This window comes from Winkia sp. C0117E2, assembly GCF_056590455.1.
The window spans coordinates 184,858-211,360 of the sequence record NZ_JBWPWD010000001.1; the positions used below are offsets into that span (position 1 = coordinate 184,858).

Genomic DNA, 26,503 nt, shown 5'->3' on the forward strand with positions numbered 1-26,503 from the left:
AACTTCAATATTTTGTCTATTAAGTTTCAGTAACCGCATCCGGTTCACGATATATACAGCAATTGCAGTCAAGAAAAGAGCCACCCACCCAGGCAGCTGCCATGCTAGTGGCGGCACATGTTTGGGGTCAGGAAAAACTCTGCTGCCTGTAACTAATAATCTGTGCGAATTTACCCCGTATGGAGTGCGCGTGACGAGCGTTGCTAGATCCTCCCCTAGCCTACGCTGCAACAGAAATATCTACTCAGGACGCAACCCATAGATATCAACGACTCGGTATTTTAAAGGTTCGCCCTGCACCTCTATGTAAAAGTAATCGCCTTTACGCACAGAAGTGAGTTTGTCAAACATTGTCGCGTTTGCTAGGCCAGTATGCGCGGTAACCACGCTGTGTCGGTTTGCTTTTTCCCGCAGGCAGGTCTGAGCCGTACAGGTGGCCGGCAGCACGCTGTAAGGTCTAGTGAGAACTACTACGACAGGTAGGCTGACTAAATCCGATCTTCGGCACCTTAATGATCCCAATTGTTCCTGCAGGATCATTCAAAGTGTTCAAGTAGAGCTGGTAATCCGGTGTCGCTTGCATATTGTTTTCCCCTTGATAGTGGTCCACGAACCGGAAGTCCTTCCGCGCAGCATTGTATCTTCTAGCCGCCTGAAGGTACGGCTTTCATACTTGCGCAGATTCGGTTGACAAGTGCCCGGCGTAGTTTTGGGAAACGATTTTTGCTTCGCAGTTATTCCACAACGTTTAAATAACAGGATAAACCAATGCCATTATGCCAAATAAAATGATAGTAGAGGAGATTAGTACACGGGCTTTTCTCATACTAGTTATAGACATATGTGAGGTCAGTTTCCTGACCTCACATATCAATATTGTGTTGCCTTTATGCAGTCTTCATGCGGGAGAGCATTACAGAGCACGTTCCCACCAAAGAAACTTCGGCAAGAGCGAAGATGATAATGCCCGCGGCACCGGTCTTCGGGAGAGTAAACCAGAAACCGGAATCCGCCTTGGCCACGTTTTCGATAACTGCGACGTGATTGATGTCCGTCACGGTATACAAAGTTACTTCTCCGCTACGCACAAAAACCTTGAACTTCGCATCCTTCAGGACACCGTTTGCCGTGTCAGTGGCCTTACCCTTCTTGATCTGAAAATCGGCGAACTTGGTCTTGGGGTTTGTTGATTCTGGTGGTACATCCTCGGGAGAGGACGGTTCATTTTCTCCGTGGCCGGGGACAAAACCAAACTTGTTTTCCACCTCTGCCGGCGGCTGATCAGCCACCTTGAACTTCATGGCTACGACAACTTTTGCTTCAGAATCAGCGTTCACTGCTGCTGCAATCTTGCCTAGGCCATCTTTTGTGAACGAGACTTTGATCCGAAGGAGACCATCGGCTTTGTTTTCGGTGCTTACCGTGTAATCGGTGGTCTTCTGCAGTACAGTGCCGCCGATCTTCACCGATTTAACTGAATCTACACCCGGCGTCTTGTAAGCCGCCTGGAGCGCGTCGTCAAAGACTGCATACCCGGTTACTGTACGGCTTTGTCACCAACCTTCTTCTTGTTCACCCTAGAGGTGATGGTGTAAGAAATGTCGTCTCCGGCGCCCACCGTCTTGGTAGTATCAGCGCTCTTGGTAATTTCCGACGTCAGATCCTTGTTCTTAGGCTGCACGGTGATGTTGTATTCAAAGTTGGTAGCCTTGGCCGCCGTGCCGGTGATCTGGGGAGCCGTTAGGTAGAAGGGCTCTACCTCCGAGGAATATCCTGCAGGGACTACAGTCTCTTCCACCTTTTATAGGCCTAGGTTCAGGTTAGAGAAAGAAGCATTGCCTTGCGCATCGGTTACTTGCGAGTTCGCGGTACCGAGTTCAATGTTCTTTTCCGTACGGGAATTTAGAGCTTCTACCTAGTGTGCCAGTGTCTTCCAGCCGTCGATCGTATTCAGGTCTACAGTCTTCCCACCTACCTTATTTACTGGCGTGACAGTAAAAGTAGCGCCCTTAACCGGATCCTGAGCACTTTCCTTCAACTTGTGGATCGTGATTGGGCCAGTTTCCGAATGTCCCGTTTGCCACGGCGCAACCGGCTTCTCGGACTCGTTTGCACCGGCCGCGCCGGCGCAAACGAGTCCGATGGTTACAACAAGAGCGCCACCAGCATTCTTTAAGCTTTCGCATCTTAATACTCCTTTTATGGTGTTATGACCGGCTGGTCTTCTTTGTGAGCCGCCTTATCCAGGCACTAATTCCACCTGTGCCCAACAAGGCAATTAGCCCAGCGCACCAGGTCCACCCCGCCCCGCCAGTGCGGGGCAGTGAGAAAGGCTGCGCTACATCCATTTGGGAGGTGACCGATTCCCAGAGGATTGAGCGCTGCGAAACGAATGGGGATCATCCTTGCAGCTGTCCGGTTTCGTCGAGTTTCATCTGTCTTGGAGCTTCCGGAGCGCTGGTTGCATAAACGGCACATTTGTATTTGCCTGCCTGAATGAACCGCCCTGTCAGACTTGCCTGAGTCTTGGCTTTGATGCCGTCCTCGCTGTAGATGAGGCGAAAAATCCTCTCTCCTGATGCCCGTCTTGCCATCTCTTGGTCCAAGTTGGCTATCTTCCACTTAACCGAGGGCGTCATTTCGATTCCGCCAATTCCGCCTAACCATACCGAGGTCGCATCCGATTTCTTGCAAGCCATTTCTAGCCGTATTTGTTTATTAGAAGCGATCAAGGAGGCTTCAATCTGCACAGGCGCATATAGGGGCATGCCGACGATAGAGCTAATCTGTTTTTCGGATATGCTCAGCTTCAGGTCACCTGACCTGGCAACACGAGCGGTAACTGTTAGGTTTGCAGCTAGCTCATCTGTAGAGCCATCCGGATAGGTTACTAGTACCGGAATGGACAGATGCTGGCCCGCGGTATTTAGCGGTGGGCTCACCCGAATCTGACCGGTATCCCCATTAATGCTTACCCAGTTTGGCACTGGCCGTTTCAGATCTGTCAGCACGGCAAATGTGCTCCCGATAGGCAGGCGCGCTTTGGGATCCGCAGGCGGGGCGAAGTTTCCGCTGGTGCATTCCTCCGACGCTCAGGTCTCGGTATGCAGGGGGCAAAGTTGTCCGATTGTTTTCGCACTCGTACTTTGAAGGTGGTGTCCTTACTAAGTTGTGGGGCGACATCTGGAAGCGGGCGGGTAGGTGGCACGAATCTTGAATTCAAGTTTTCTGCCAACGTCAGCTTTCTTGGGGCCCATTTGGGATTGTCCGGTTTTCGGATCTAGATAGTATTGCCCCTCACGTGGATTCGGCCCGGCAGATTGCATATAACCGTTTGAGTTCCCTACGATCGCAAAGCTCATCTCTCTTGCAGGCACATCAGTAAATATGCCCGCATCTGGATCTTCTACAAATGACCAAGGATGATCGGGTTTTTAATCATCGAAGGCCAGCTTTCCTTTAGGGAAATGGGGGAAGGTATTATATATGGTATTAGATATCTGCCCGTAGAAAACGTCTGTCTTCTTGTAGTGGACGTCTCCGGCCAGAAGGTTATTTCCTTAAGAATTTTCTACGACATCTGGGATGCCGTCTCCACCGATGGCGTAGGGGCCGTACACCATGTACTGCTGCTCCTTTTCCTACCGGTGTAGTAGCCCGCAATAATGGCAGCACGTCTAGATCTAAATCTGCCTGTACAGTGGCGGTTATGTCCATATATGGGTGACGTTACTGCCATTTTCCCAAGACCAGAGAGAACGACCAAACCACCCGGCATCATGCTATTTCACGAGTATTAGTCATGCAATCCCTCCGCCGGCATACCCCAATTCCAGCGACGATAGCTGCCATTGCTAGTAGACAGATCCCAATACCAAAGGAACCTGTCTTGCTCAACATTGGTAAGGCTCCATTTTTTGAGGCATACTTTTGCTTCGCCGGGATCGGCACTGTCTTAGTAATCTTTGGCTTTTCCGAGTTTAGTTTCGGAGTAACTACGAAGCGATAGCTCCACTGCGCCCGTTGCGGGTCGGCAATGGGAATAGTGACTAGGAAAGGCGCAATCTGCCTATATTTATGGGTGGTATCTGCGGGTGATAGTTCATCTACTAAATACATCCCTACTGGTAAATCCCGAAACACTGCTTTTCCGGCCTCATCAGTTACAGCGACTGTCACCGGCAGTGCCTTTGGCGCAAGCTCCTTTAGTCGCAGCCTATTCAAATCCTGCCAATTAGCACCCTGCAGCGATATATTTGGCACCTTGCTAATGCGAATTTGCTGGCCCTCGACCGGACCATTTGGCTTACCACCCGGCACCGGATCATCAAACGGGTTGTCCCCACTTTTTATTACCGTGAGCGTACCGCGCTCAGTTACATCTATGGCCGACGTGTCTAAACCATCACCATCACCGATTACAGGAGGCGCCGCAAAAGCGCTTGCTGTAAAGGTGAAAGTAGACAGTGCAGTAATTACTCCAAGTAACACGCGCTTCATGATTTCCCTCCTTCGAGCTTGTCCTTAGCCGTCTTTTTTACTAGCCACCGCATAAGTAGCAGCGCAGCCACAACACAAATGCAGATAATTAGGATCATCCACCACGACCAGCGCATTCCCGTGACTTCCGGAAGGCCTTTCGGATCCAGTGGTACCCTATGGCCGGTTACCAGAAGCCGGTGAGAGTTAATCCCGTAGGGGGTACACGTGATCACCGTGAGAAGGTCCTTGTTTGGAACGCGGGCTAATGAGGAGACCTCGTTTGGACGCACCACCTGGATGGAATGCACCTGGTATTTCAACTTGCGGCCTGCCACCTGCACATACATTTCGTCGGCTCGTCGAACGCTGGAAAGATTGTCTAGCAGGGTAGCGCTCGAGAGGCCTGAATGCCCGGTCAATACCGCGTGGGTACCGACTCCTCCAACTGGCAGCGAAGATCCATATAGATGGCCGATACCTTTTTGCAAAGTGTCTTCCGTTGTGCCGTGGTAGATCGACAGGTTTATGTGCGCCTTTGGAATGATCAACCGCCCCATCTCTGGGAGCAAGTTCAACTGGTGCAAATATTCCTGATACGGATTATTAGTTTTAGAAACTCGCGCAAGCCACGGATCCAAAATGGGAGCTCCCGGGACCTGACGATTATACTGTTCAGCCCGCGCAAGGCTTCGTTCTAAGAGTTGGGGTGGTACCTGGCGCTCCGAGACCGCGTATTGCCTAGCAACAGCTTGCTGACGCGCATTATTCCATTGGCTCGCGACCACAGGATACGCCAGCACAATAATGCCCATCACCGTAAGCAGCACCGTTACGAATCTAGAGCGCCAGGTATCTACCCCCTTTTTCAAGGCTCCTCCTCTATGCGTCTTTTCGGGCTCTGCTGTAGGCAGTTGTCAGCAAGCCGGCACCGGCTAGCACGAAAAGTACGATTCCTAGTCCACCAGTTAGCGGGAGTTTACTGGTGAACTCGCTTGTAGCCGAGTTGTATACGGTCGCGATAACGGCCTTGTCTGCGTCTGCCTTCTGAGCCGCCTTTATGGCTGCTTCATCGAAAGTAACCTGGGTGGCAGCCGGGTTGAGCTCATAGCCCCTAGGAGCGACCGTTTGCTTCACGCATAGCTTCTTTGTACTCAGTGCACGAAGTGGTCCCACAACTTCATTGGCAGCAAACTCGTCTTTACCTTCAATGCTCAGTGCGTTCCCGGTTACGCCTTCCGTGCCCTCGCAAAGAAATACCTTGAACTTGGCCCCGGTCAGCGCTTCAGTAGTATTTGTCTTAAAGTTCAAAATTTTCAGCTTACCCATAGGTGTCGTGGGAGTCTGGTCGCCACCGGGGGTAGAAACCTCAGTGTCCGAAGTCTCGTCATCGGCCTTATTCGTGTTAGAAGCCGAGTTGGAAACCTTCTCGCTCACGTCAGCTGCTACTGTCGCCTGGATCGTTACCCTTAGGAACTTCCCTTGCTTGGCACTAACTTTCTCTAGGCCTGTGTCAGTTAGAGTCACAACCTTCTTTTGCACGTTTTCACTGGCACCATCAGTAACCTGGAAATCGTTATCCACCAAAGTCTCCGCTGCAACAGTCGCATCTGCGGTGTCAACAATTTCAACCTTCGTAACTTTGCCCTTTTCACCATTGATCTCCAGGCCGGTGATAGGGGTATCTGTTACCACGAATTTGTCGAACTTGTGTCCGGTAGCAAGGGTCCTGATAGAAGCATCGATCTGGAACTCCATCGTCGATCCCTTTGTGACCAAAGAAGTTTCCGGGGTAATGTCCTTCTTGATAACAGTACCTGCGTCAGTGGACTTCGGATACACGTGAATGGTGTCCATATAGGTGCCGGTATTCGGGTCTGTCAGAGGCACCAAGATGTAGCTGTCCTTCGCTGGTGAAAGCCCTACTGGAGCCTTGGTTTGGACCAGTTTGTAGTAGCCCGGTTTCAACCCGGCGAAGGTTGCTGTTCCATCTGTGCCGGTAGCCTTTTCGGCACCCCCGATGAATGTAGTATCGGCAGTGCCGAACTTCCCTTCCTTTGCCTGGGCATATCCTTCCCCGGTGGTCACGTCCAGCGTGGACTTTTCCAGCTTGAACTTTGCCTCGGCCACTACCTCATGGGACGGGTTATCGGCCGCAGTACCGGTGGCTGCGGTATTGCCCGCAGGTCCTTTCTGCGCGTGAACAGTTATTGCGTAGGTAGCATTCGGATCGATTACGTTAGCCGCATTTGATACTGGCGCTACCGTCCCCAATCCCAGCGCTAGCAACCCGGCAGAAGCCACCGCTGCTACGCCTCTCCTAATTCGTCGTAGGGATAGCATTTTTCTCCTCTTCTTATGGTTATTTCTGTTTGAAAGCTCTAACGGCGCCCGCCACTAGAAGCGCTAACCCGGCAAGGATTACCCATGGTCTGGCTCCCCCGGTCAGCGGTAGATTTCCCACACTCACGTCAGCTAACTGGATAGTCCACCTACCCGTTGGAGGAAGCGAATCTGCACCTCCAGAAGAGTTGGTGCCATCGGGAGTGAACAGCTGGACCAAACCGCTGTTGCGGGTTTGCTCGCTCAAGGTGATAGTGCCGTCACTACCGCCGGAGGCGACAGTGAACTTGTAGGGGAACGGCAGTTGTTCGCCGGCATGAGCCCCGCCGTTAGTGTTTAGAAGGTAGTAACTGCCCGGATCTAACTCCTCGAGAGGCAGGTACGTACCCGCAGTGTCCTTATCTTTCACAAGTTTCTCGGCTTGGTCAGGAGTGCCCTCTTTGTACAGCTCAAATGTTGCCCCGGGGACCACGTTGCCCTTGGGATCGACTTTTTGGATAGCCACCTTGGCGCCATTATTCAGTGCTGTGTACAGCACGACGCCTTTAGGTTTGTTTCTATCCAACGTGAAGCTGAACGGGTCGGAAGTCAGCTCTGTCCTAGGCGCAGCCTTAAACTCTGCACTTAGCAGCGGGTCGCCCTCTTCTAATTCCGGTTCCGGCGTGCTTTCCCTCGAAGCAGCGCGCTCACTGCGGCCAGCACGAGCGGCCGGCGCAATCTCTCCCTGCCAGTCGACCCAGTGAGTGAGCATCTTCACGTACCGCTTAGGAGTCGGCTTCCTAGAAGAGACCTTACAAGTTGCGGCCTGTGGCATGCTGGGCAAAGAAGCATAAGTGCCCGCCACTACAGGTTCTATCTTGCCCGTGAGCTTCTTTAGATCATCCGGACCGGGCAAATGCGGCCAGGCACACTGATAGTCATAATGCAGCCCAGACACCTCGACGTCATCCTTGCGTTTGCCCACAACTGCAGTACCAACTTGGAAAGTGGAGACGCCATAGAAGTAGTCATCAACAAAGGTTGCCAAAGCACCATTCGGGTAACCCAGAGCAGTAGACAGCCTCACAGAAGATATCTCGCCCTCGCCTATTCCCCCGAAAGGCTGCTCCCCAAGAGATGTGGATAAAGTAGCAGACGGGAGTACTTTTACCTCGCCCTTATACTCAGGTAACGGATCTGCCAGCGCATTCGTGTGCCAAAGCGTACACGTAGAACTTGCCGGCATAAAACGGCTCGTCCCGAAGAGCTGTAACTCACTTTGAGCCGGCAACTCAACTGAACCGGAAGTTACAGCAGGCTTGCCATTCTTATCCTTTACAAAGGCGTCCTCACACCTGTAGTGCAAGGTATAACCCACCTTGCCGTCTGCTAACAGGGCCTTGCCTATGGACTTTCGACCAACCCCGTCAGGAGTATCTAGTACATGGCGAACCGAAAGCTTGCCCGCTTTGCGGTCAATCCGGTCAGTTATCGTAAATTTAGTCCTGGGATAAGGAAAGCCCGGCCCCGAGAGCGACGGGTGAACTCTGAAAGCGAGCAAAACCTGATCGCTGTCAGAAATCGCAAGATTAGTGTCTACATCTACCAGCGATTTCTTCCCACCTGCGTAGCTGAAGAACTCCCGCAGCTGGTCTGCCCCTACCGTGGTGGTTGGCTGTGTCGGATCCTTCTCAATCTTCGCCGTAACCTCAGTGTCATAAGTTGGCAGAGCCCGCTGGGCCAACGCACAGGAGTAGCCGACTGGGATTTGCTGCGCTGCTACGACCGGCTCGAAATGGTCACCTCGCGCACTGAACTGGAGCTCTGCCTGGATAATTCCCGCACTATTGGCGCCCTCAGGCAATTCGTCCTGCTCCGCCTCGGTCAAAGTTACCGGTGGGCGGCAATAAAGCCGGGCAGAAAAGTCCTTCTCCTTCATAAGGAGTGCACCGCTACCACTTACGCGCAAACCAACCTGGACCTCTGTCTTTTGGAAGTCATAGTTGTTCCACACGACCATAGTTCCCGCAAAATTCTCGGGCAAAGTCTGTGGCACCGTCGGATTGGCGGGCACTTCCTTCTTTCCAGACGGAGTTTCGATCAACCGCTTGCGCGCATCCACCGCTGCCTTATAGAACTCATTGGCAGCAGGCGCCTTATCTCTGGGTAGGGACACCTCCGTCGTTCCAATTGAGCGCCCCACAAGAGGACGGCAAACCTTCGAATTCTCGTCACAGTTATGGGAAGGCTCGCGGCCTCGGTACCCTTCCGATACTTCCCAATAGCGATATACAGAAGTGTTATCTACGTGAGCCGAATCATCGGTTTCTTCCAGCACGCATTTGGCACCTGCCGGAATGGCGTCTACCGGATTCCACTCCCCCTGTTGGAAACGACCTATCCCAATTTGCTGAGTAGGTGCCACACTAGCCAATCTCGCTTGCAAATCTGTTGCGAACGTCGCTGCGGCATCGTAATTGGTATCGGGGACCTTTCGCGGAGCAGGAATAGGAATATTGTGCCCATTCAGCGCACACGAAATATTCACAGCAAACTGCTTAGCCCCAGAGACGATAGCTACGCCCTCGCCGCCGACTTTCTTCTTCACGTTGAAGGAAGCCAGCTGCATCCGGTAGGCGGCATTTAGGGTTGCTCTTGCCGGACCATCAACCTGCCAAGCATGGTGTGACTCGCCTACAGCCCGGTCGGACGAAGCTATGGTCCAATTCGCCGACTCAAGATCGGCTCCGGGAATCCGCAACGACCCTGGCTCCGAGGTGAGCTCGCACTTCCACCCAATGGGCGCGGGCACTGTAGTGACGTTTTCTTCCCTGGGCAGCAGCTCAATTGGGACTTTTTCGTTCTCGGTTTTTCCCGCCTCACTGTAGTTGCAGGACAGACTCGCCTGTACCTTGAATTCTCCGTCATCACGGGCAAAAAGCGCGTTCTTCCATTCTGCGGGTACAGGAATCTTCTGCTCACTCTTATAGGCATTGGTGTAGACGTCAGCACTTGAGGTCAGTGTCAGCTCAGCTCTGGCGACCTCAAACCACACGTCGAATTCGATATTCAAAGCACCATCACGCGAAGGCGAGGTGAAGGAGAAACTCGTCGTATCACCTTTCACCCGGTCGCGGGCATCTTCACCAATTTTGGCCTGGCTGTAGCTCTTCAGCAACGGGTTGCGCCCTAACGTAATTCGCATGGTGCAAGACGTATTTTCAGGCAGGTCACCGCCCTCAAGAGTACTCGCTGATTCGGTGGTCAGATCCAAACTAATCTGCTTCTCGATCGCCCCACATGTGAGTGTGCCGGTAGCCGCCCGGGGAACCTTCTTACTTAACAATTCGTACTGAGGGCGCTGACGCACTCTAGGCGAAATCTTTATGGCTCCCGCCTTTGGTAACGAATAGGTGGTACTAATCTGCACGGTTTTTGTCTGGTTTGCCCCCACAACTACCTCTGCGCTGTGGGAGGTGTAGTCGACCTTTCTACCCGTGAGGATTTCGGGCCTGGACAAAACTGAACATCTTGAGCCGGCGGGAATCTCGTTGGGCAGGACTACCTCACCGTCACCGTCTATTGAGACATTTTGGGTAACAGTTTGGGAGTTACCAGGTGCCTGGCAGGAAACGGTTATCTCTTTGCGAGCCTGAACCAGCTTCTCCTGTAAATCTTTCTCAGTCAGGTTTGGACCGAAGTTAGTAGCGTGCGCAATCTTCAATGTTCCAAGTTTGAAGTCCAGCTGGTTATTTACTCGGACATCGACCACCCGGTTCACGTCAGTTATTGGAGCAATCGCGATCGGCTCGGGTGTGATTACACTTGCGTTGGGTAGGTCAGTTTGTTCTTCAATCACCTTGCAATTGGCCCCAGCGGGCACGCCATCTATTAGTTTCGGGCTGCCGTGGGCCAGCGAGAAGGCGTAACTTTGGGAACTGCCGGCCACCGGTAGTTTTATTCCCTCGTCTTCGCACTCAAGACGCATGGCGAACTTATGTCCGATACCTTCACCTTGGGCGTTGCCGGTCAGGACCTTAGCTAGTCGTACCTGCCCATGAAGCCTCTTGAGATCCTGGGTGATGCGCACCTGGTGTTCTCCACCGGAGTGCACCCAGAAATAATCGCCTTTACACGGTTTAGCGTTCTTCGGCCTCGCAGCTGCATCTTCTGAACAAATATTGGACGTAACTGAGTGCTCCACTTCAAAGCCGGGCACATTCACCGGTTTCGCTCCGGCAGGAGTATTAGTGCCGGTTGGCGGCGTCGTAGAGAACAGGCAGTGAGTACCCACCGGCCACGCGTCTTTACCGGCCACTTTACCGACACTAACTTTGCCGCCAGTAGTAGGAACGCTCACATACCCGGCCCCAACGTATCCCGGGTAGGAGCCCTGATTCTTCTCAGGTAGTTCAGGAGGCTTCGTAGGATCGGCCATGAACCTGCAGTTGTAGTAAATCGGTACCTGTTTTGGTAGCTGGCCCGCTGCGATCTTCCGGGCCAGGGGCTCGTCGCCCTCAGAATTTGTAAAACGCACGTCCAGCGTCACCGACGCGGTGATTGAGGAATAAATTGTCTCGGAAATAAACTGGCTGGTCGGCTGCTTTCCATCAGCTCAGCGCACAACGCCGGTAGCCGAGGCAGAAGTTGCCTGCCCCTTGTCAGAGTGGTTCTGTTTGTCTTCCAACTCCAGATGTTGTGATGACAACTTATTGACAGACGTGAAAAGACGGTTTAATTCCTCTTTAGGGCGCCCAGAGGGCAAAACGATTTTCTCCTTTACCGCGCATCTTGCCCCTACCGGAAGTTTGCCCATATTGATGGGGGCCATCGTTACCGCAACGTTCACGTTTTCGAGTAACCGCTGGGCTTTTCCTTCCACAATCAGAGTGTTCGGATGCTGCCCTAGCGGATCTGCGCACGAGTAGGTAAAGCTATAGCGCGCACCACCAACAAATTTGACTGGCTTACCTCTTGGGTAGCCGCCGACTTCGAAACGGATTTGTTCGTTAGTTACTTTCCCCTTCTTGATTATCTGAGCCTGCTGCAGGGGGCGTGAATACATTGAGCATTTGATGGAACGGTAATCTTCCATCTGCTGACCGGAAATATTGAATCCGCCATTGCCGTCCTTATCTACTGCCAATGCCTCGGGCTCCGCCTCAAGTTCGCCACTCTTTCCATTTTTCACGTTTACGCCCCAGCAGCGAGGCACGTTGGCGAGCATGGTAGAGAGCTTCTTACCGGAACTTCCCTGTTCCTGAATGGTCACGCCGTGGGCGGTATCCTGCCCGGTTAGTCGCACAAAGGTTCTACCCAACTGATTTGTCTTGAGGGCGTATGAGCGTCCCCCCGCTACAGTCATATTGATGGACTGCCCCACATTGGGTTTTACATATCTAAAATCTTGATCGATCCAATCAGATGTAATTGAAATTGTTTTTTCTTCAAGAATCCATTGGCGCAACACGCGCTCAAGAGTTCCATTTACGATCTGGTTGTCTGAGTATTCATAGCTTCCAGGCGTAACCCAATAATCGTTATCCCCCTTCGAACTGAAGTCTATGTGTTGGTAGCGACCTTCCTTTCCGCTAGTAGTGGCTTCCGCAAGAGCCTTGAGGGTATCGCCATATTGAGACATCTTCTCTGACCAATCCCCCATGCCTAAGATGCGCAGTTCAGCACCTTTGCCTCGGATAAGGTTGGCTACACCCAAGGCTCCAGCCGTACCAGGCCTAGCGTCTAGGCGATTACGACGGAAGTACCCATTCGCCTCAGTTTCCGGCCTGTTTACAAAATTGCCATCTACATCGAGCTGATTGAGATCAGCCTCGTACCAGCCCTTGTCATTTTTCTTGACAGTATCCTGCAGATAGTATTTATTGTCGCCGTGTGTAAGTACAATTATCTTTGTGTATAACGGCTTGGGAGCAACATTAGGGTTTGCCTTCCGTTGGGCACTCTCATAATCGGCCATGTCTTTATACACTTGAGCCAATCCATATTGCAGATTGTTTCCCCAGGCGTGATCTGGACTACTGCCACGACCATCTTTAGATCCATCCAGGGATCGAATCTTATTTATCACAGCGTCGTAGCCAGCCTTATTCTGTAACGAGGTGGCCTTTAGATTAGGAGTGTTATGGTATAGGCGGTTATTTGATTCGTCAGCCTTACGCGCAAAAGTATAAATGCCTACTTTTAGGGAACTTCCCCGGTGCCTCTTCATTTCTTCTTCGAAAGCTATATTAGTGTCCCAATTTCGGCAGAATCGGCCATCGGCGGTGGTGCGTTTGTCAGCTTGTTTTCTGTAGTAGTCAGGCCATTTTTCTTCGTTCGGGCAAAGTCGCCCAGCAAGAGTTCTGGTTTCACCTCCCATTGAGGCCCATCCTGACCTATAACCAAGCCCAAAGACAAACGCGACAGATTGCGCACCTTCATCTACCGTGGAGTCTGGTCTTTGCGGATCGGCTGGGAAAGGATCCTCTCCTCCCATACCAAAGATTGGGTTCACGGCCAGGTCAGAGTTAGCCCTCGCTACCGATTCGAGGCTAGCCGTAACCAGCTGCATAAGACTAAGCAATAAGCAAGGTAGTGACAGTAATGAGACTATCCGGATTATCTTCCCCTTAGCACGCAAATCTCTTCCCACCTCGGATAAAGCGAAACCGTCAACTTTGACAATCGTGCCCGCCACCTCATAGTGGCGAGTCAGCACTTTCATTATTTACGCAACGTAGCGGGAATTCACTCTAAGTTTCTATATTTGGCGCCACCTTGCCTAAAAGTCGGATTACTTGTCCATTCAGTTGCCAACATAAGGTAGTAAATTTGAGCAAAAACAAACATTTAGGATATTTAAGCCGAAGTAGATGCACACGCGTGCATAAGAACTCCATAAATTTTGCGTCACGATAGAAACATATGGGATTCTTTTTTCGCTGTGCTGGCCGTACCGCAACCCGTCGATACCACCAATCGCATCCAGCAATACGTCTCAGTCACTTGCCGGTATAGAAAAACCCGCTTCGGCCTGGCTAACTGCCAAGCGAAGCGGGTTTCGTTTCGTCGGGCTGACAGGATTTGAACCTGCGACCCCTTGACCCCCAGTCAAGTGCGCTACCAAGCTGCGCCACAGCCCGTTCCGACTAGAAAAGAATAGCAACCCCCCGCCGTATCTCCAAACTAGATCTACCTGATCGTCGCATCTTGTGACAGTAAACACCTCTCGCGCTCGCCACCCCAGGCAGCAATCGAGGGCCTCCTGGCAGCACTGCCAAGACAGGAAATGCCCTCTACCATTAGGAAGAATGCCCCTGCCAGAAGGGCGATGCACCCGCCAGCTGAAAGCGCCTGCCAAACCGCTAGCCCTAGACCAGCTACCGAGACCGCCGCCCCCGCCAGAGTTGATGCCAGTACGTATGCGCCACTCGAGTGGAATTTTGTTTTCAATGCTGCTGCAGGTCCCGCTAGCAACGAAATAGAAACCACGGTGCCCACAGCTGGAATAATGACCGTGACAGTAATAATGATCAACGCATTGATACTGAAGCGCCACAACCCCAGCCGCCCTCTGCTGGCTCGGAATCCAACCGGATCAAACGCAGCACCGATAAGAGCCTGTCTTCCAAAGCACCACATGGCTACTGTCAATAACAAGGCACTCACGCTCGCCCACACGTCCACCCTCGTACAAGAGAGCAGAGATCCAGTTAGGAATGATTCTATTTTCAGTGGTAATGGAGAGAACCATTTGTTTAGAAAGTAGCCAGCTGAAAAACCTAAGGTAAGGGTTATTCCAGCAGCAGCTTCTGCGGTTATCCCCCGAACTGTGGCGACTGCATGCATGAACGCTGACAGCACTACTCCCCCCACCGCCGCTCCAACAAATAATCCACCCGAAAGCCAGGAATGACTACTCACGAAGCAGACAGTTACCACTACCCCCAACACCGCTCCTGGGAAAGCCGCATGGGTAATAGATTCCGCAAAGAAGATACGCTTATGCAATAGTGCAAGCGAACCGACCAGACCACATAACGCACCCACTGCTACAGCCTCCAACAGCGGCAGAGACACTATGTGCCACAAACTCACCATTATTTCCTCCCTATTTTCAATAGGTTGGCAACTGCGGGGGCATTACATCCGAAGCGAATAGCTAGGGCACCAACAAAAGTCGCACACAAACTCAGGCATACAGCCCCCTGTGGGGATACCGGATGTGTGGAAGGTAGGCTAAGTACTACCAAACCAACATATGCTGCCAGCAAGCCCGCAATAATTCCTATCGGCACCATAGATGAAGCGCTCCTTGCGAGCAACCGACCAACCGCACCAGGAATCACGAGGAATCCGATCACGAGCAACACCCCGACCGCGGATGCGGCCGAAACTACCACTGCGGCAATTGCAACATTTAGGAACAGGTCAATCACGAAGGTGTTAATGCGAAGCACGGATGCGCTTGCCCTATCGAAAGCAACAATTATTTGACTCTTCCAAGTGATGCCGACCAGAAGAATCGCCACTAAGCATGCCAGGAGGGATTGTTCTAACCGCACTTGCGTCACGTCCAACAGTCGGCCAAACATGAGCGATTCAAGCTGCCCGGACATATCCCCTTTCTTTAGGGAAAGCACCACCCCGAGGGCGAAAAACGTAGTGAGGACAGTAGCGGTTGCGCCTTCGCTTATTTCAGCCTTGCTGCCGGCCCACACAAGGGCCAACACCACGAAGATGGCGCAGATGGCAGCGCCGGGAAGAATCATGTCGATTCCCCCATATATTGCCCCCGCTACGATGCCCGGAAATACGCCGTGCACCAAGGCTTCCGCATTGAACTCTGCACACCGCAAATTGACTACGGTGCCAACAATTCCAGCAGCAACCGCAAGCACAACTAGCAGGCAAAATGGCCTGAACAGGTATGGGGCACTGCAAATAAATCCCCACCCGGGAATCGGCGCTAATGCGGCCCGCATCATTTCAAAAAGCTCCGCTAGCACGAGCGTTACCTCTTTCCATATGCCACGTCTACCAGTTGTTCAGAAAGCACTTGTTGCAGCGACCCGTAGGCCACCTGACGCCCTGCTAGCAGCAACGCTTTATCGCAGGTTTTCTGTGCCAGTTCGATGTCATGGGTAGATACCACCACCCCAATCCCGCTAGCTTTCGCCTGCGAGATGATGCGCAATAAACCCGCCCGATTAGGTTCATCCAGCCCGTTGAACGGTTCATCGAGCAGTAAGAGCGTCGGCTCAGCGATTAGGGCTCTCGCTAGCAATATCCTTTGTTGTTGCCCGCCTGAAAGATCACCGAAACGTTGCCCAGCCTTCTCCTGTAGCCCTACGTGGGCGATAGCCTTTTTCAAGCGATCTTTGTGTTCGGCCCGCAGCAGGCCGAGTATCCCCGTCTGGGCACGCAAGCCCATCGCTACCACCTGTGCTGCCGTGATGGGAAAGGTGGCGTCTAGATTTAGATGTTGCGGAACGTAACCGATGCTTGCCCCGGGCGGCATCGTGATTGCCCCAGATGCTATCCGAACCGCTCCGGTCAGAGCTTTGAGCAAAGTAGTTTTCCCTGAGCCGTTGGGGCCTATCAGTGCCAAAGCTTCGCCCTCGGCTAGAGTACCGTTTAGGCCGGTGACCACTATTTTCCGACCATAGGCAAGGCTAGCGTCAGCCATTTCCAAAACTGTATTCAAGACGCCACCTTTCGTCTATTTCACCGACGCTGGCAGGGTAGGAACAGTGCCATCCCACGCCTTCACCAAGGTGGTGACGTTGTGAATGATCGAACCAATGTAGGTTTCCCCTGCCGAACCGACAGGGCCGAGCGAATCACCGTAGAGTGCGTCGTCGCCAATAATTGCTTTCACACCCGCGGCCCGCGCTACTGCCTCAATGGATTTCGAATTGTTTGAGTTTTCGGCGAACAGAGCAACTGCACCGGAGTCCTTCACTTGCTTCGCTGCCTCCTGAATATGGGTAGCGGTCGCATCCTGCTGCGCGTTGAAATCAGATAGGGCCGCACCGATAAACTTCACCCCATAGTCAGCCGAGAAATAGCCGAAGGCATCGTGAGAAGTGAATAGTACGCGATGGTTAGCCGGTACGGACGCAATTGCCTCGCCTACCCACTTGTCTAGATCCTGCAGCGCCGCAGTGTATTTCTGAACGTGCTTGTCGAAAAGATCTTTATTCTGTGGGGAAACCTTCCCTAGAATGGCTCCAATGTTTTGCACCTGCACGATCGTGTTGCGCGGACTGGTCCACACGTGTGGGTCATATTGGAACTCGGGCGCAGATTCGCCCTCCTCCGGAGGGAATGGCCACTTGCGAACGTTTACCTTGGCGACCCCGTGATCCACCTTGTAAGGCAATTTTGCCGCTGTCTCTTTCTTATCCACCTCATCGGCGGTAAGCACGCCGGACGTGACACCCATGGTTCCATGGAAACCGGACGATTCTACTGCTGAGTCTAGGAAGTGCTCCAGGTCTACCCCGGAAACAAGCATGACATCAGCTTCAGATAGTGCTTTCGATTGTCCCGGCGTCATTTCGTGTTCATGCGCTGAGGCGTTGGGTGCCAGCAAGCAGGTCAGGTTGATAGTCGATTTAGCATTCTTAGGCTCTGCTCCAAGACTTGAGGTCTTTCCGGTAGCATCCGTCTTTTTGAGGGTGAGCTTAGAATCTGCGTCGCGGCTACCGGCTATCTGGGTGACGTAGTCGCAGATTTGGGTGGTTGTTGCTACGACGTTGACTTGATTCTTCGCCTTTTGGCTTGGGCCTGCAGCTTTCTGTCCTGCCCCACACCCAGTCATGGTGAGGGCGAGCAGAACGCAAGCGCTCATACCCACAATTGACCGTTTCACTATTTCCCCTTGCTTGTTCTTGTATTGAATCTCTAGGTGCCGGCCGGACACAGTTGTTAATGACAACGGTTATTAGTCTAGGCTTAGTGGGGAAATTAGGTCAACCTAACTTCTGAGGGTTACAAGATCATGCATGGGCACAAGGTTTTTCCGGGACGCTCCACAGGCAGCAACGACGCTCGGGTCCCATTGCTTTGGTGGGAGGTGCCAAAACAAAAAAAGGGGGGGCCGTAGCCCCCCCCTTGTATCTGCTACTGCTAATCCTTCATGGTTACCAATGCAGCCCCGATAGCTAGCATCCACGAATCCTTCGCTAGCGGAATGCCCTGCTCGGACGGACGAATCCCGTCAGACTGTGTCATCTCGGGATTGCGGAAATACATTGACAGCATGCCTGCTGAAAAGCCACAGAGCGCTAGGCCCGCCAACTTGCGCGGAATGAAGGGCAAAAGCAGCGCCGCGCCAATACCAATTTCCGAGGACGAGATAAACTTACCGAAAGTCTTCCCATCAAGTTCTTTCAACGCGGGGATGCCAGTTACAGCCATCTGCTGCAATCCCTTGGCACCCTCTTCATCTAGGCTTAGCTTCCCAATTCCGGAATTCAAAATGAAGGCGCCGGTTATGCCCCTCATAATTCCACTTGCTAACGACATCTGAACTCCTTCTATGCGTTCCTAAGGGCAATGCTATCTGCGGAGTTCACAAATGTCTCAGCAGTGCGGTTCTTTTTTCTGTCAGTGGAAGGTGCTGTTTGCTTCGGAGAGTCACTGCCTTAGCGAACGGATCACCGAAGGACAATGAATGGGCTAAGAGCTGTAGTGGTACTTGCTCTCCCTCCCACCCATACAAGCGGTCGCCCACTAGTGGCGCACCGAGGGCTGCCATATGGGCTCTAATTTGGTGCATTTTCCCTGTCTGCGGGCGCGCCTCGTACAGTGAAATGTTTCCTCTCTTCGAGAGTCTACGAAACTTAGTGTAAGAGTTTGCTTCACCGGTGTGTGCTACGCCCACCCGATGCTGCCCGTCTACCCGGTAAATCCGAGCTTCAAAGGAAAAACTGTCAGGCAGACTAGCAGTGGGAGCAAGTAACCGGTACGACTTTTGTACCTTCCGCTCTTCAAACAATTTTTGGTACGCGCCCCGAACTTGCTTCCTTTTAGTGAAAAGCAAGACCCCCGCAGTTGGTCTATCCAACCTGTGAGCCGGCACGAGTTCGTCGTTACGCTCTTGCCTGCGAAGTGCAACAGTGACCGATCTGGCCACGAAGGCGCCCCTGGGCATGGTTGCTAATCCTGCTGGTTTATCCACCGCTATCCAGTTCTCGGTTTGCGCTAGCACTGGAACTTCGATTGGCGTATCAACCTCGTCGGCTATAGGACGGTAGAAATACACCCCTTGCCTTATCAATTCCGAGGGCGTATCCGCCCCAAGTGCATCGCCTGCGGAATTAACGAAGGCACCTTGGGCAAACAGTTTTTTGAGCTCGGTGGCATCGAGTTTTTCGTATCGTTGTTGCATCCATTGAAGGAGGGTGAGGTCCGCACAGCCGGTGGGTCCCATTTTGATTGGGGCCAGTCCGCCTCGAGCCTGCATAGCGCCCCCTCTTTGAAAATTCTTGTCCACGCGTTTTTCTTGCCCGCGTCCCCCCTTCGCCGTTTGTGACTTGTTCATGCGGCGATGGCACGCGCCAATTATGCTAACGCATCTTGGCTGTGAGGCATTTATCAGCTGCTCTCTATGGGCATAAGTTGGCGTTATTGTGCGGATTTTTTCCTGTTTAGTAGCACCCAAATTCTGTCTTGCGCTAGCACGTGCCAATTGCCCCTTTAGCTCTTGCAACGTGGCGGCGATATCGGCACTATAGGGGACGAGTTCGCAAGGTGCGACCCACTAGAAAGGATTTGACATGGACGCTGTAACTGCAAACGAAACTTCCTCTAAGATTAGCTTGGGAAACGTTGCTTTGGCTTTGACTATTCTGGTCGGTTCCGTGCTGATTGTGGCGGGTATTGTTACCGCTACTGCTCCGCTGGCCATTGTCGGTGGGCTCCTATTTGCAGTGAGCTCTCTAGCTTGGGCAATCATGCACCCGAGCGCTCTAAAGGCCTATGGTGACATGTACGCCGAGGCCCACCTGCGCTAGTACCAAGTCTAATGGCCTAAGAAGGCTAGAACGGCTTAAGGCCAGATAGCCTAAAGTCAGGAGTCAGGTTGACGAAAGTCTATAGTTTTGGCCCAGCACCCTCCGTGCGGGGCCAAAACTATATTTGGTCTATTTTTCTGCCAAAGGCCACCTACCATATGCGGCGCCTAGCTAGCTTCTGGCGGACTATTTCTTGTAGTCCTTGAGCGCGGTTTCTACTTCGTGCAGTAGGTCTTCCAAAGCACCACGGTAATCTGACATCTGGTCCCAGATGGCATCCTCGCTCAAAACGCCGTATTGGCCTTTGCCGGCCTTATCCAGTTCTTCCCGGTCATCGCGCCATGGCCCGTAGTAGTACTGCATCAACTTGCCCATCTGGGCGCCCAATTCTTTGATTTGCGCTGGCGCTTCTTGCAGCTTCGCAATGTCTTTTTCGACTTGCTTCAGCCGCTGGTCGTTTTCGGCTGCAAGCTGTTCCTTTTCGGTCAGTGCCATTACTTCTTTCGCCTTTGCCTTTCACGAACTGCAATCTGGATTGGAGTACCCACGAAGCCGAATTTTTCGCGAAGCTTGCGCTCCAAGAAACGCCGGTACGAGGGATCCATGAACCCAGTTGTAAACAGCACGATCCGCGGAGGCGCTGCATGCACCTGGGTACCAAATAGGATACGTGGCTGTTTGCCTGAGCGCACCGGGTGGGGGTTGGCTGCGACTACCTCGCCCAGGTAGGAGTTGAGCATTCCAGTGCTAATTCGGGTGGTCCACCCGTTGATCGCCGCATTGAGCGCGCGCACCAGCCGGTTCGTGTGCCAGCCGGTTCTTGCCGCAACGTTTATTGAGGGTGCCCATGCCACGTGCCCTAGGTCGCGTTCAACTTCGCGTTTGAAGTCGTACTGGCGATCTTCGTCAACCAGGTCCCACTTGTTGTTCACGATTACCAGAGCACGCCCTGCTTCTAGCACCTGATTGATAATGCGCACGTCCTGTTCCGAGACCGTCTGGGTGGCATCCAGAAGCACGACCGCCACATCCGAGCGTTCAATGGCGGCCTGGGTACGTAGGGAGGCGTAAAAATCGGCTCCCTTGGATTTGTGCATCTTTCGGCGAATGCCAGCGGTATCTACGAACCACCATGGTTCTCCGTCAATTTCAAGTAGTTCGTCCACGGGGTCGCGGGTGGTCCCTGCCATGTCGTGCACCACGACTCGCTGTTCGCCAGCTAACGCATTGAGGAAGGAAGACTTGCCCACGTTAGGCCTACCTACCAGGGCGATCCGGAATACCCCGTCGTTTGGCTTTGCCGACGCTACAGCCGATTCCTTGGGGAGGACATCCATGAGGGCGTCTAGCAGGTCCCCAGATCCCCGCCCGTGTAGAGCAGAGATTGGGTGCGGCTCCCCCATTCCTAGTGCCCACAGGCCCGCCGCATCAGATTCGAGCTGCTCTGAGTCAACTTTGTTTGCCGCAAGCACAACGGGTTTGCCGGAGCTACGTAGCAATCGGACAATGTGCTCGTCGGTGGCGGTGATCCCCACAGCTGCGTCGAGGACGAAGATCACCACATCGGATTGGTCGATAGCGATCTGCGCCTGGTGTGCCACAGTACGGTCGAGTCCTTTGACGTCCACTTCCCAACCACCGGTATCTACTAGGGTGAACCGGTGGCCAGCCCATTCGGCAGCATAGGAGACTCTGTCTCGGGTTACCCCTGGGGTATCCTGTACAACCGCGGCGCGGCGGCCCAGGATACGGTTTACTAACGTCGACTTGCCAACGTTTGGGCGCCCCACGATGGCTACGACAGGCTCGCCTGCGGCTACCTGCTGGGCCTGAGCCTGCTGCGGGCTTGTCTGCAGCAGCGCCAGGTCTTCCTCGCTAAGGTCGTAGTCAGCCAGGCCGGCACGCAGGGCCTTCGCTGTCTTGTCAACCAGGTGGTCGTAGCCAGCCTCCACAATAAGAGCTTTGATCTGATCAACCACCTGGGGAATTGTCATTTCTGAAGAATCGACCAGCGTTACGCCTTCGGCCGCTTCTTGGAAGGAAGTGGTCTTAGAATCGCGTTTGTCGCGCTGCACGATCTGCTTTTCGAGGGCGGCCCAATCCGATTCTCCAAGTTCGGCGCCGCGGCGTGCCATGCGCACTGCCTCAGAAGCAGTGAGGAGCACGCGTACCGGCGCCTGCGGAGCCACGACGGTGGTGATGTCGCGCCCTTCCACAACAACGGCGGGCGCCTCCACTTCCTTTATTAGTTGCCGTTGCTTAGCAATTAGGCCTTCGCGCAGCGCGCCGCATGAGGAAATTTGGGAAGATACCTCGGTTACCTCCGGGGTGCGAATCGCGGCGCTTACATCCTCAGCACCAACCCGGACACCGGGATGGTCCGGGTCAGTAGATAGGTCGAGCGGGAATTCTTGGGCAGCCTTTCCCAGCACTGCCTCATCATTTCGGTCAAGATCCTGGTTCAGCACCCACCATGCGAGTGCGCGGTATGTTGCCCCCGTATCAATGTAGGCACCTGCAAGTTCGCGGGCTAGTTCCTTAGACACGGTAGATTTGCCAGACCCAGAGGGCCCGTCAATTGCTACTACTAGTTTCGATTCTTTCATCATCTACCCCTATTCATTGCAGAAGGTACCTGCCAGCCGCGCCTAACTAACGCGCTAGCGAGTGGCTGGGCCACAGAAGGCATCACTAACAATCGTGCCACGCCCGCGGCCGCCCCAGCAGAGTGTTCCAGCGAAAAATCTTCAATATTGACTTGCTCTTCACCAATCTCCGTAAAGAGTCTGCCGAGCTCCCCCGGCTTGTCTGGCACCAGGACTGAAACTTCCAGGTACCGGCGGGGAGCCCCACCGTGCTTTCCAGGGATGCGTTCTACCCCGTCGTTGCCGGCAAGCATCACTTTGGCAACAGAGCCCATCCGACCCGGAGTAGACAGCCCTGCGGGCAGGCCAGCCGCCAAGCCTTGCCGCAGTTCGGCTAGATCCCGAGCGAAAGCTTCGAGGACCTCGGCAACCGCATCGGAGTTGTGGGCAACGATAGCCGCCCACAGCTCTGCGTCTGAACGAGCAATACGAGTGGTGTCACGCAGCCCCTGCCCAGCTAGTGACATCGCCCTAGCAGGTGCGTCCTTCAACCGCCCTGCCAGCAGCGAAGAGACTAGTTGGGGCACGTGCGAGACCAACGCTACGGCCTGGTCGTGTTCAGGCGCGCTCAGCTGCGAAGGTACTGCGCCGACCTCTACCGCCACAGAGCGAACCAGCCCCAGCGCCCTCTCAGAAGTTTCCTTTGTGGGCACTAGCACCCAGGGACATCCCTCAAAAAGGTCTCGATCAGCTGCAGATGCTCCCGATCGTTCCCGACCCGCCATCGGATGCGAACCGATATAGTTGGTCCGATCCTCTGCCTCTTCTTCGACAACCTTGGCCACTGCCTGCTTCACAGAGGCTACATCGGTAACTACTGCGCTCGGATAACGCCGCATCGCCGCAACTACGCACTGTCCCGCCACATCCGGAGGGGCGCACACCACTACCAGGTCTGGAACGCTCTTTCCGTCATAGAGGCTGCCAGCCCCCATGTCTCGAGCCAACGCGGCTGCAGCTGGTGAAATATCGGAAAGCCACACCTGCCAGGTGTCAGTAAGGCGAAGTGCCAGCGAGGTTCCGAGCAGGCCGGTACCGACAATTAGTACCGACTGGGTATTCACAATCCGACCATCTTCATAAGTTGCGCAAGCTGATCGCCATCTACTGCTCGAGTTGCCCCCGAATGTAGTTTGCCCAAGAAAATGTTGCCAATGCGGGTGCGCACCAGTCGCTCCACGGGATGTCCGAGCTCCTTCATCATGCGACGTACCAGCCTGGACCGGCCTTCGTGGACGGTCACCTTTACTAGCGACCGGTTGGAATGTTCATCCTTCACAATGAACTCATCCGGCACGATGATGCCGTCTTCAAGCATGACCCCCTCACGAGCCTTCTTCACCTCACTTGGCGTAAAGATGCCCGCAACCGTGGTCATATAAGTCTTCGGCACCTCGTAGGAGGGATGGGTAAGCCTATTTGCGAGCTCCCCATCGTTAGTGGCCAAGATCAGCCCCTCAGAGTTCTGATCCAGACGGCCCACATGGAACAGCCTCTCCGGGTACTCGACAAGCAGATCAGCCAAGGTCTCCCGTCCCTCGGGATCCGACATTGCAGAAATCACCCCGTACGGCTTGTTCAAGGCTACCGTGACGTGCGAATCGTCTACAAAGACTCGCTGGTTATCGACATGCAATACAGCTTTCGGGTTAACCCTTGTGCCCAATTCGCGTACGATCTGGCCGTCCACTTTTACCCGGCCCGAGGCAATTAGCTTCTCGCACAGCCGGCGCGATCCGACTCCTGCCTGGGCTAAAACTTTTTGTAGTCGCACTCCATTAGGTACGTGTGGGTCGCGCTTATTCATCATGGTCCTCCATCGCGGCGAGCATATTATCTAAGTCCTCTGATTGTGGCATAAAAGGAGACAGCGGTGGCAACTCATCGAGGCTGTTCATGCCCATCTGTTCTAAGAAATGTTCAGTGGTCCGATATAGCACCGCGCCCGAAGGGGCCTCCCCAGCTTCCTCAATCATCTCGTGAGACAGTAGGGTACGCACTACCGAATCCACTGCAACGCCGCGGATTTGCGCCACCTGGGTGCGCGTACACGGTTGCCTGTAGGCAATAACCGCAAGCGTCTCCAGGCTTGCCCTGGACAGTCGCGCCCGCCGCCCTCTAGTGACGAATTTCCCAACGATCGGAGCGTATTCCGGTGCGGAATAGAGGCGCCAGCCACCCCCTACATTGCGCAACCTGTAACCGCGCGGGCGAGATTGGCCGCCCTCGTATTCCTGCTGCAGCCGCACTAGGCTTTCACTAACGCTTGCCAAAGGTACTTCGAGGGCGGAAGCCAGGTCTGCTTCGAATACGGGCTCTGAAGCAATCGCCAAGATCGCTTCCAGTGGTCCTGCCAGCTCATCCATCCTGCTCTCCTGTGTAGTCGTCGGCGAGGGCAATATTGGTATCGCTGCCGACCCAGCTGACCCACAATGTCTCCATGGGGGCATCTTGCTCAAACGTAACCTGATCTGCCCGGAAAAGTTCTAGCAACGCTAAGAATCGGGAAATCACCACTGGCAGGTTAGCCGCGTCCTCGGTAAGTTCGCCGAAACTAGCCCTGCCTGCGGCGCGCAGTTTGGCCGAAATGATCGCAAGTTCGCGACTGACAGGGGCTATTGGATCATGTAGGTGAGCAAGCCCCACTGTCGGCTCCTGGTAATAGATGGCTTCCGCAGCCAACTTGGCTAAGTCAGTGGGCGCAGCCTTTAGCACCAGGTCGGGCAACAGGGCCGCAAAATGGGCCTCCAAGGGGACCTCACGCGGGAAGAAAGTGCCCTGCTCATCGAGGCGATCCTTGATCGCATCGGTAGCCTCACTAAAAACCCGATACAGCAGCAAGCGCGAAAAAAGCAGATCCCGCGCCTCCAAAAGCTCAATGTCATCGCGTTGCGCCTCCTGTTTAGGCAGCAAGGATGCCGCTTTCATTGCCAACAAGGTAGCCGTAGTGACTAAGAATTCACTGGTCTGCGACAGGTCAGGACTTTGCTTCATATAAGCAATGAATTCGTCCGTAACCTGGGCAAGCGCTACCTCGGTAATGTCAAGCTTGCGCTTGGCCAGCAGTCCCAGCAACAGTTCGAAAGGGCCGGAGAAATTAGTTAGATTGACGCTAAATTCAGGCTGCGTCGCCACGAGCTACCAGTTCCCGAGCCAGCCGCCTGTAAGCCTGCGCGCCCTCGTGTGAAGGAGCGAAGGAAGTGATGGGCTCGGTCGCTACCGTAGCGTCTGGGAACTTTACGGTTCGCTTGACCATGGTCCTAAAGACCTTGTCCCCAAAGGCTTCCTCGAGCCGATCCACAACCTCGCGAGCATGCAGCGTGCGCATGTCAACCATGGTTATCAAAATACCGTCTATCTTCAGCCTCGGATTCAGCCGGTCGCGCACCTTTTCAATGGTCTCAACAAGAAGGGCGACGCCGCGCAGAGCGAAGAATTCGGCTTCCATAGGGATCATGACGCCGTGGGCTGCGGTAAGCGCATTCACCGTAAGCAAACCAAGAGAGGGCTGACAATCGATAATGATCAAATCGTATTCATCACGAACCGGACGCAGCACAGAAGCCAAAATTTGTTCACGCGCTACCTCGTTGACCAACTGCACTTCGGCCGCAGAAAGGTCAATGTTCGCCGGAATAACATCAAGGCCCTCATAGTCGGTGTGCTCGATAACTTCGTGCACATCCATGCGGGGATTAGTCATCAGCGTGTAGATCGTCTGATCCAATTCGTGGCTCATAATGCCGAGCCCGGCAGATGCAGCCCCCTGCGGGTCAAAGTCAACAATCAACACACGCCTGCCATATTCGGCGAGGGCCGCCGCAAGATTGATAGTGGTAGTGGTCTTTCCTACCCCACCCTTCTGGTTACACATCGCAATAACGCGCGCGGGGCCGTGGGTAGCAAGCGGTTCCGGTTCTGGAAACTCGGGATCCCTGCCCCCTTCAGGCGGAACTGGAATCAATCCTGGCTGCAGTTTACTCACCCTCTTAAACTATCGTCATTTTACAACCCGTGTGGGGGCTTACCACATAC

At 53.7% G+C, this 26,503-nt stretch carries 23 protein-coding genes, 1 tRNA gene and 2 pseudogenes; 2 read left to right on the forward strand and 24 right to left on the reverse strand.

Annotation, left to right across the window (positions count from 1 at the left end; genetic code table 11):
* Nucleotides 1–240 precede the first annotated feature (240 nt).
* The 5 genes and pseudogenes from AC1EKG_RS00840 to AC1EKG_RS00860 all read right to left on the reverse strand — a co-directional run.
* Nucleotides 241–540: a sortase gene (locus AC1EKG_RS00840; RefSeq protein WP_081499142.1), complete on the reverse strand. Its 300-nt coding sequence runs from the start codon at nucleotides 538–540 to the stop codon at nucleotides 241–243.
* A gap of 347 nt (nucleotides 541–887) precedes the next feature.
* Nucleotides 888–1,484 (reverse strand): annotated as a pseudogene (locus AC1EKG_RS00845) (hypothetical protein); the annotation flags it as partial.
* Between the two features lie 53 nt (nucleotides 1,485–1,537).
* Nucleotides 1,538–1,798 carry a hypothetical protein gene (locus tag AC1EKG_RS00850; protein WP_004805099.1) on the reverse strand — a complete coding sequence of 87 codons (261 nt, stop codon included), beginning with the start codon at nucleotides 1,796–1,798 and terminating at the stop codon, nucleotides 1,538–1,540.
* 117 nt (nucleotides 1,799–1,915) lie between these two features.
* Complete coding sequence (locus AC1EKG_RS00855; protein ID WP_256172931.1) at nucleotides 1,916–2,038, reverse strand: hypothetical protein; 123 nt, start codon at nucleotides 2,036–2,038, stop codon at nucleotides 1,916–1,918.
* Nucleotides 2,039–2,399: 361 nt separating this feature from the next.
* Nucleotides 2,400–3,053 (reverse strand): annotated as a pseudogene (locus tag AC1EKG_RS00860) (Rib/alpha-like domain-containing protein); the annotation flags it as partial.
* Nucleotides 3,054–3,467: 414 nt separating this feature from the next.
* Between AC1EKG_RS00860 and AC1EKG_RS00865 the strand changes: the two are divergent.
* The gene (locus AC1EKG_RS00865) at nucleotides 3,468–3,653 is read left to right on the forward strand and encodes a hypothetical protein (protein ID WP_141740509.1); all 186 of its coding nucleotides are present in this window, start codon (nucleotides 3,468–3,470) and stop codon (nucleotides 3,651–3,653) included.
* 124 nt (nucleotides 3,654–3,777) lie between these two features.
* Here AC1EKG_RS00865 and AC1EKG_RS00870 read toward each other — a convergent pair whose 3' ends face one another.
* The 12 genes from AC1EKG_RS00870 to AC1EKG_RS00925 form a co-directional block, all read right to left on the reverse strand.
* Nucleotides 3,778–4,500 (reverse strand): isopeptide-forming domain-containing protein, encoded by a 723-nt coding sequence (locus AC1EKG_RS00870; protein WP_004805094.1) that lies wholly within the window; start codon nucleotides 4,498–4,500, stop codon nucleotides 3,778–3,780.
* Entirely contained in the window at nucleotides 4,497–5,351 is an 855-nt protein-coding gene (locus AC1EKG_RS00875) for a class C sortase (RefSeq protein WP_048707344.1), read from the reverse strand. Before AC1EKG_RS00875 ends, AC1EKG_RS00870 begins: the two co-directional genes overlap by 4 nt.
* 10 nt (nucleotides 5,352–5,361) lie before the next feature.
* Nucleotides 5,362–6,822: a SpaH/EbpB family LPXTG-anchored major pilin gene (locus AC1EKG_RS00880; RefSeq protein ID WP_004805090.1), complete on the reverse strand. Its 1,461-nt coding sequence runs from the start codon at nucleotides 6,820–6,822 to the stop codon at nucleotides 5,362–5,364.
* A gap of 19 nt (nucleotides 6,823–6,841) precedes the next feature.
* Entirely contained in the window at nucleotides 6,842–11,338 is a 4,497-nt protein-coding gene (locus tag AC1EKG_RS00885) for a DUF5979 domain-containing protein (protein WP_040314653.1), read from the reverse strand.
* Nucleotides 11,339–11,416: 78 nt separating this feature from the next.
* Entirely contained in the window at nucleotides 11,417–13,519 is a 2,103-nt protein-coding gene (locus AC1EKG_RS00890) for a hypothetical protein (protein WP_141740510.1), read from the reverse strand.
* A gap of 350 nt (nucleotides 13,520–13,869) precedes the next feature.
* A tRNA-Pro gene (locus AC1EKG_RS00895) sits at nucleotides 13,870–13,943 on the reverse strand.
* 49 nt (nucleotides 13,944–13,992) lie between these two features.
* Nucleotides 13,993–14,901 carry a metal ABC transporter permease gene (locus AC1EKG_RS00900; protein ID WP_004805084.1) on the reverse strand — a complete coding sequence of 303 codons (909 nt, stop codon included), beginning with the start codon at nucleotides 14,899–14,901 and terminating at the stop codon, nucleotides 13,993–13,995.
* The gene (locus tag AC1EKG_RS00905) at nucleotides 14,901–15,809 is read right to left on the reverse strand and encodes a metal ABC transporter permease (protein WP_004805082.1); all 909 of its coding nucleotides are present in this window, start codon (nucleotides 15,807–15,809) and stop codon (nucleotides 14,901–14,903) included. The genes AC1EKG_RS00900 and AC1EKG_RS00905 overlap by 1 nt, the downstream gene beginning before the upstream one ends.
* 5 nt (nucleotides 15,810–15,814) lie before the next feature.
* On the reverse strand, nucleotides 15,815–16,489 hold the full coding sequence (locus AC1EKG_RS00910) for a metal ABC transporter ATP-binding protein (protein ID WP_048707349.1): 675 nt from the start codon (nucleotides 16,487–16,489) through the stop codon (nucleotides 15,815–15,817).
* Nucleotides 16,490–16,522: 33 nt separating this feature from the next.
* Nucleotides 16,523–17,656 carry a metal ABC transporter substrate-binding protein gene (locus AC1EKG_RS00915; RefSeq protein ID WP_481067705.1) on the reverse strand — a complete coding sequence of 378 codons (1,134 nt, stop codon included), beginning with the start codon at nucleotides 17,654–17,656 and terminating at the stop codon, nucleotides 16,523–16,525.
* Between the two features lie 278 nt (nucleotides 17,657–17,934).
* Nucleotides 17,935–18,333, reverse strand: a complete 399-nt coding sequence (locus AC1EKG_RS00920; protein WP_004805077.1) for a hypothetical protein — start codon at nucleotides 18,331–18,333, stop codon at nucleotides 17,935–17,937.
* Nucleotides 18,334–18,379: 46 nt separating this feature from the next.
* The gene (locus tag AC1EKG_RS00925) at nucleotides 18,380–19,198 is read right to left on the reverse strand and encodes a pseudouridine synthase (RefSeq protein WP_065420885.1); all 819 of its coding nucleotides are present in this window, start codon (nucleotides 19,196–19,198) and stop codon (nucleotides 18,380–18,382) included.
* Nucleotides 19,199–19,586: 388 nt separating this feature from the next.
* Here AC1EKG_RS00925 and AC1EKG_RS00930 point away from each other — a divergent pair, with 388 nt between their 5' ends.
* Nucleotides 19,587–19,823, forward strand: a complete 237-nt coding sequence (locus AC1EKG_RS00930) for a hypothetical protein (RefSeq protein ID WP_004805073.1) — start codon at nucleotides 19,587–19,589, stop codon at nucleotides 19,821–19,823.
* A 186-nt stretch (nucleotides 19,824–20,009) separates the two neighbouring features.
* Here AC1EKG_RS00930 and AC1EKG_RS00935 read toward each other — a convergent pair whose 3' ends face one another.
* From AC1EKG_RS00935 to AC1EKG_RS00965, 7 genes are read right to left on the reverse strand one after another with little or no spacing between them, the layout of a single operon-like run.
* Complete coding sequence (locus AC1EKG_RS00935) at nucleotides 20,010–20,318, reverse strand: DUF4298 domain-containing protein (RefSeq protein WP_004805071.1); 309 nt, start codon at nucleotides 20,316–20,318, stop codon at nucleotides 20,010–20,012.
* On the reverse strand, nucleotides 20,318–22,432 hold the full coding sequence (der, locus tag AC1EKG_RS00940; protein WP_004805068.1) for a ribosome biogenesis GTPase Der: 2,115 nt from the start codon (nucleotides 22,430–22,432) through the stop codon (nucleotides 20,318–20,320). The genes AC1EKG_RS00935 and der overlap by 1 nt, the downstream gene beginning before the upstream one ends.
* Nucleotides 22,429–23,532: a prephenate dehydrogenase gene (locus tag AC1EKG_RS00945; protein ID WP_048707358.1), complete on the reverse strand. Its 1,104-nt coding sequence runs from the start codon at nucleotides 23,530–23,532 to the stop codon at nucleotides 22,429–22,431. The genes der and AC1EKG_RS00945 overlap by 4 nt, the downstream gene beginning before the upstream one ends.
* Complete coding sequence (locus tag AC1EKG_RS00950; protein WP_004805065.1) at nucleotides 23,529–24,275, reverse strand: pseudouridine synthase; 747 nt, start codon at nucleotides 24,273–24,275, stop codon at nucleotides 23,529–23,531. The genes AC1EKG_RS00945 and AC1EKG_RS00950 overlap by 4 nt, the downstream gene beginning before the upstream one ends.
* Nucleotides 24,268–24,834 carry an SMC-Scp complex subunit ScpB gene (scpB, locus tag AC1EKG_RS00955; protein ID WP_048707361.1) on the reverse strand — a complete coding sequence of 189 codons (567 nt, stop codon included), beginning with the start codon at nucleotides 24,832–24,834 and terminating at the stop codon, nucleotides 24,268–24,270. The genes AC1EKG_RS00950 and scpB overlap by 8 nt, the downstream gene beginning before the upstream one ends.
* The gene (locus AC1EKG_RS00960; RefSeq protein WP_048707363.1) at nucleotides 24,827–25,603 is read right to left on the reverse strand and encodes a segregation and condensation protein A; all 777 of its coding nucleotides are present in this window, start codon (nucleotides 25,601–25,603) and stop codon (nucleotides 24,827–24,829) included. Before AC1EKG_RS00960 ends, scpB begins: the two co-directional genes overlap by 8 nt.
* The gene (locus AC1EKG_RS00965; protein WP_410482977.1) at nucleotides 25,587–26,342 is read right to left on the reverse strand and encodes a ParA family protein; all 756 of its coding nucleotides are present in this window, start codon (nucleotides 26,340–26,342) and stop codon (nucleotides 25,587–25,589) included. Before AC1EKG_RS00965 ends, AC1EKG_RS00960 begins: the two co-directional genes overlap by 17 nt.
* Nucleotides 26,343–26,503 lie beyond the last annotated feature (161 nt).

What these genes read in the sequence shown, in the direction of transcription:
- AC1EKG_RS00840 (WP_081499142.1), bottom strand. Translation starts at nt 540, where the DNA reads ATGATCCTGCAGGAACAATTGGGATCATTAAGGTGCCGAAGATCGGAT.
- AC1EKG_RS00865 (WP_141740509.1), top strand. Translation starts at nt 3,468, where the DNA reads ATGGGGGAAGGTATTATATATGGTATTAGATATCTGCCCGTAGAAAAC.
- AC1EKG_RS00870 (WP_004805094.1), bottom strand. Translation starts at nt 4,500, where the DNA reads ATGAAGCGCGTGTTACTTGGAGTAATTACTGCACTGTCTACTTTCACC.
- AC1EKG_RS00880 (WP_004805090.1), bottom strand. Translation starts at nt 6,822, where the DNA reads ATGCTATCCCTACGACGAATTAGGAGAGGCGTAGCAGCGGTGGCTTCT.
- AC1EKG_RS00900 (WP_004805084.1), bottom strand. Translation starts at nt 14,901, where the DNA reads ATGGTGAGTTTGTGGCACATAGTGTCTCTGCCGCTGTTGGAGGCTGTA.
- AC1EKG_RS00910 (WP_048707349.1), bottom strand. Translation starts at nt 16,489, where the DNA reads ATGGCTGACGCTAGCCTTGCCTATGGTCGGAAAATAGTGGTCACCGGC.
- AC1EKG_RS00915 (WP_481067705.1), bottom strand. Translation starts at nt 17,656, where the DNA reads ATGAGCGCTTGCGTTCTGCTCGCCCTCACCATGACTGGGTGTGGGGCA.
- AC1EKG_RS00920 (WP_004805077.1), bottom strand. Translation starts at nt 18,333, where the DNA reads ATGTCGTTAGCAAGTGGAATTATGAGGGGCATAACCGGCGCCTTCATT.
- AC1EKG_RS00925 (WP_065420885.1), bottom strand. Translation starts at nt 19,198, where the DNA reads ATGCAACAACGATACGAAAAACTCGATGCCACCGAGCTCAAAAAACTG.
- AC1EKG_RS00930 (WP_004805073.1), top strand. Translation starts at nt 19,587, where the DNA reads ATGGACGCTGTAACTGCAAACGAAACTTCCTCTAAGATTAGCTTGGGA.
- AC1EKG_RS00935 (WP_004805071.1), bottom strand. Translation starts at nt 20,318, where the DNA reads ATGGCACTGACCGAAAAGGAACAGCTTGCAGCCGAAAACGACCAGCGG.
- der (WP_004805068.1), bottom strand. Translation starts at nt 22,432, where the DNA reads ATGATGAAAGAATCGAAACTAGTAGTAGCAATTGACGGGCCCTCTGGG.
- AC1EKG_RS00950 (WP_004805065.1), bottom strand. Translation starts at nt 24,275, where the DNA reads ATGAATAAGCGCGACCCACACGTACCTAATGGAGTGCGACTACAAAAA.
- scpB (WP_048707361.1), bottom strand. Translation starts at nt 24,834, where the DNA reads ATGGATGAGCTGGCAGGACCACTGGAAGCGATCTTGGCGATTGCTTCA.
- AC1EKG_RS00965 (WP_410482977.1), bottom strand. Translation starts at nt 26,342, where the DNA reads ATGTGTAACCAGAAGGGTGGGGTAGGAAAGACCACTACCACTATCAAT.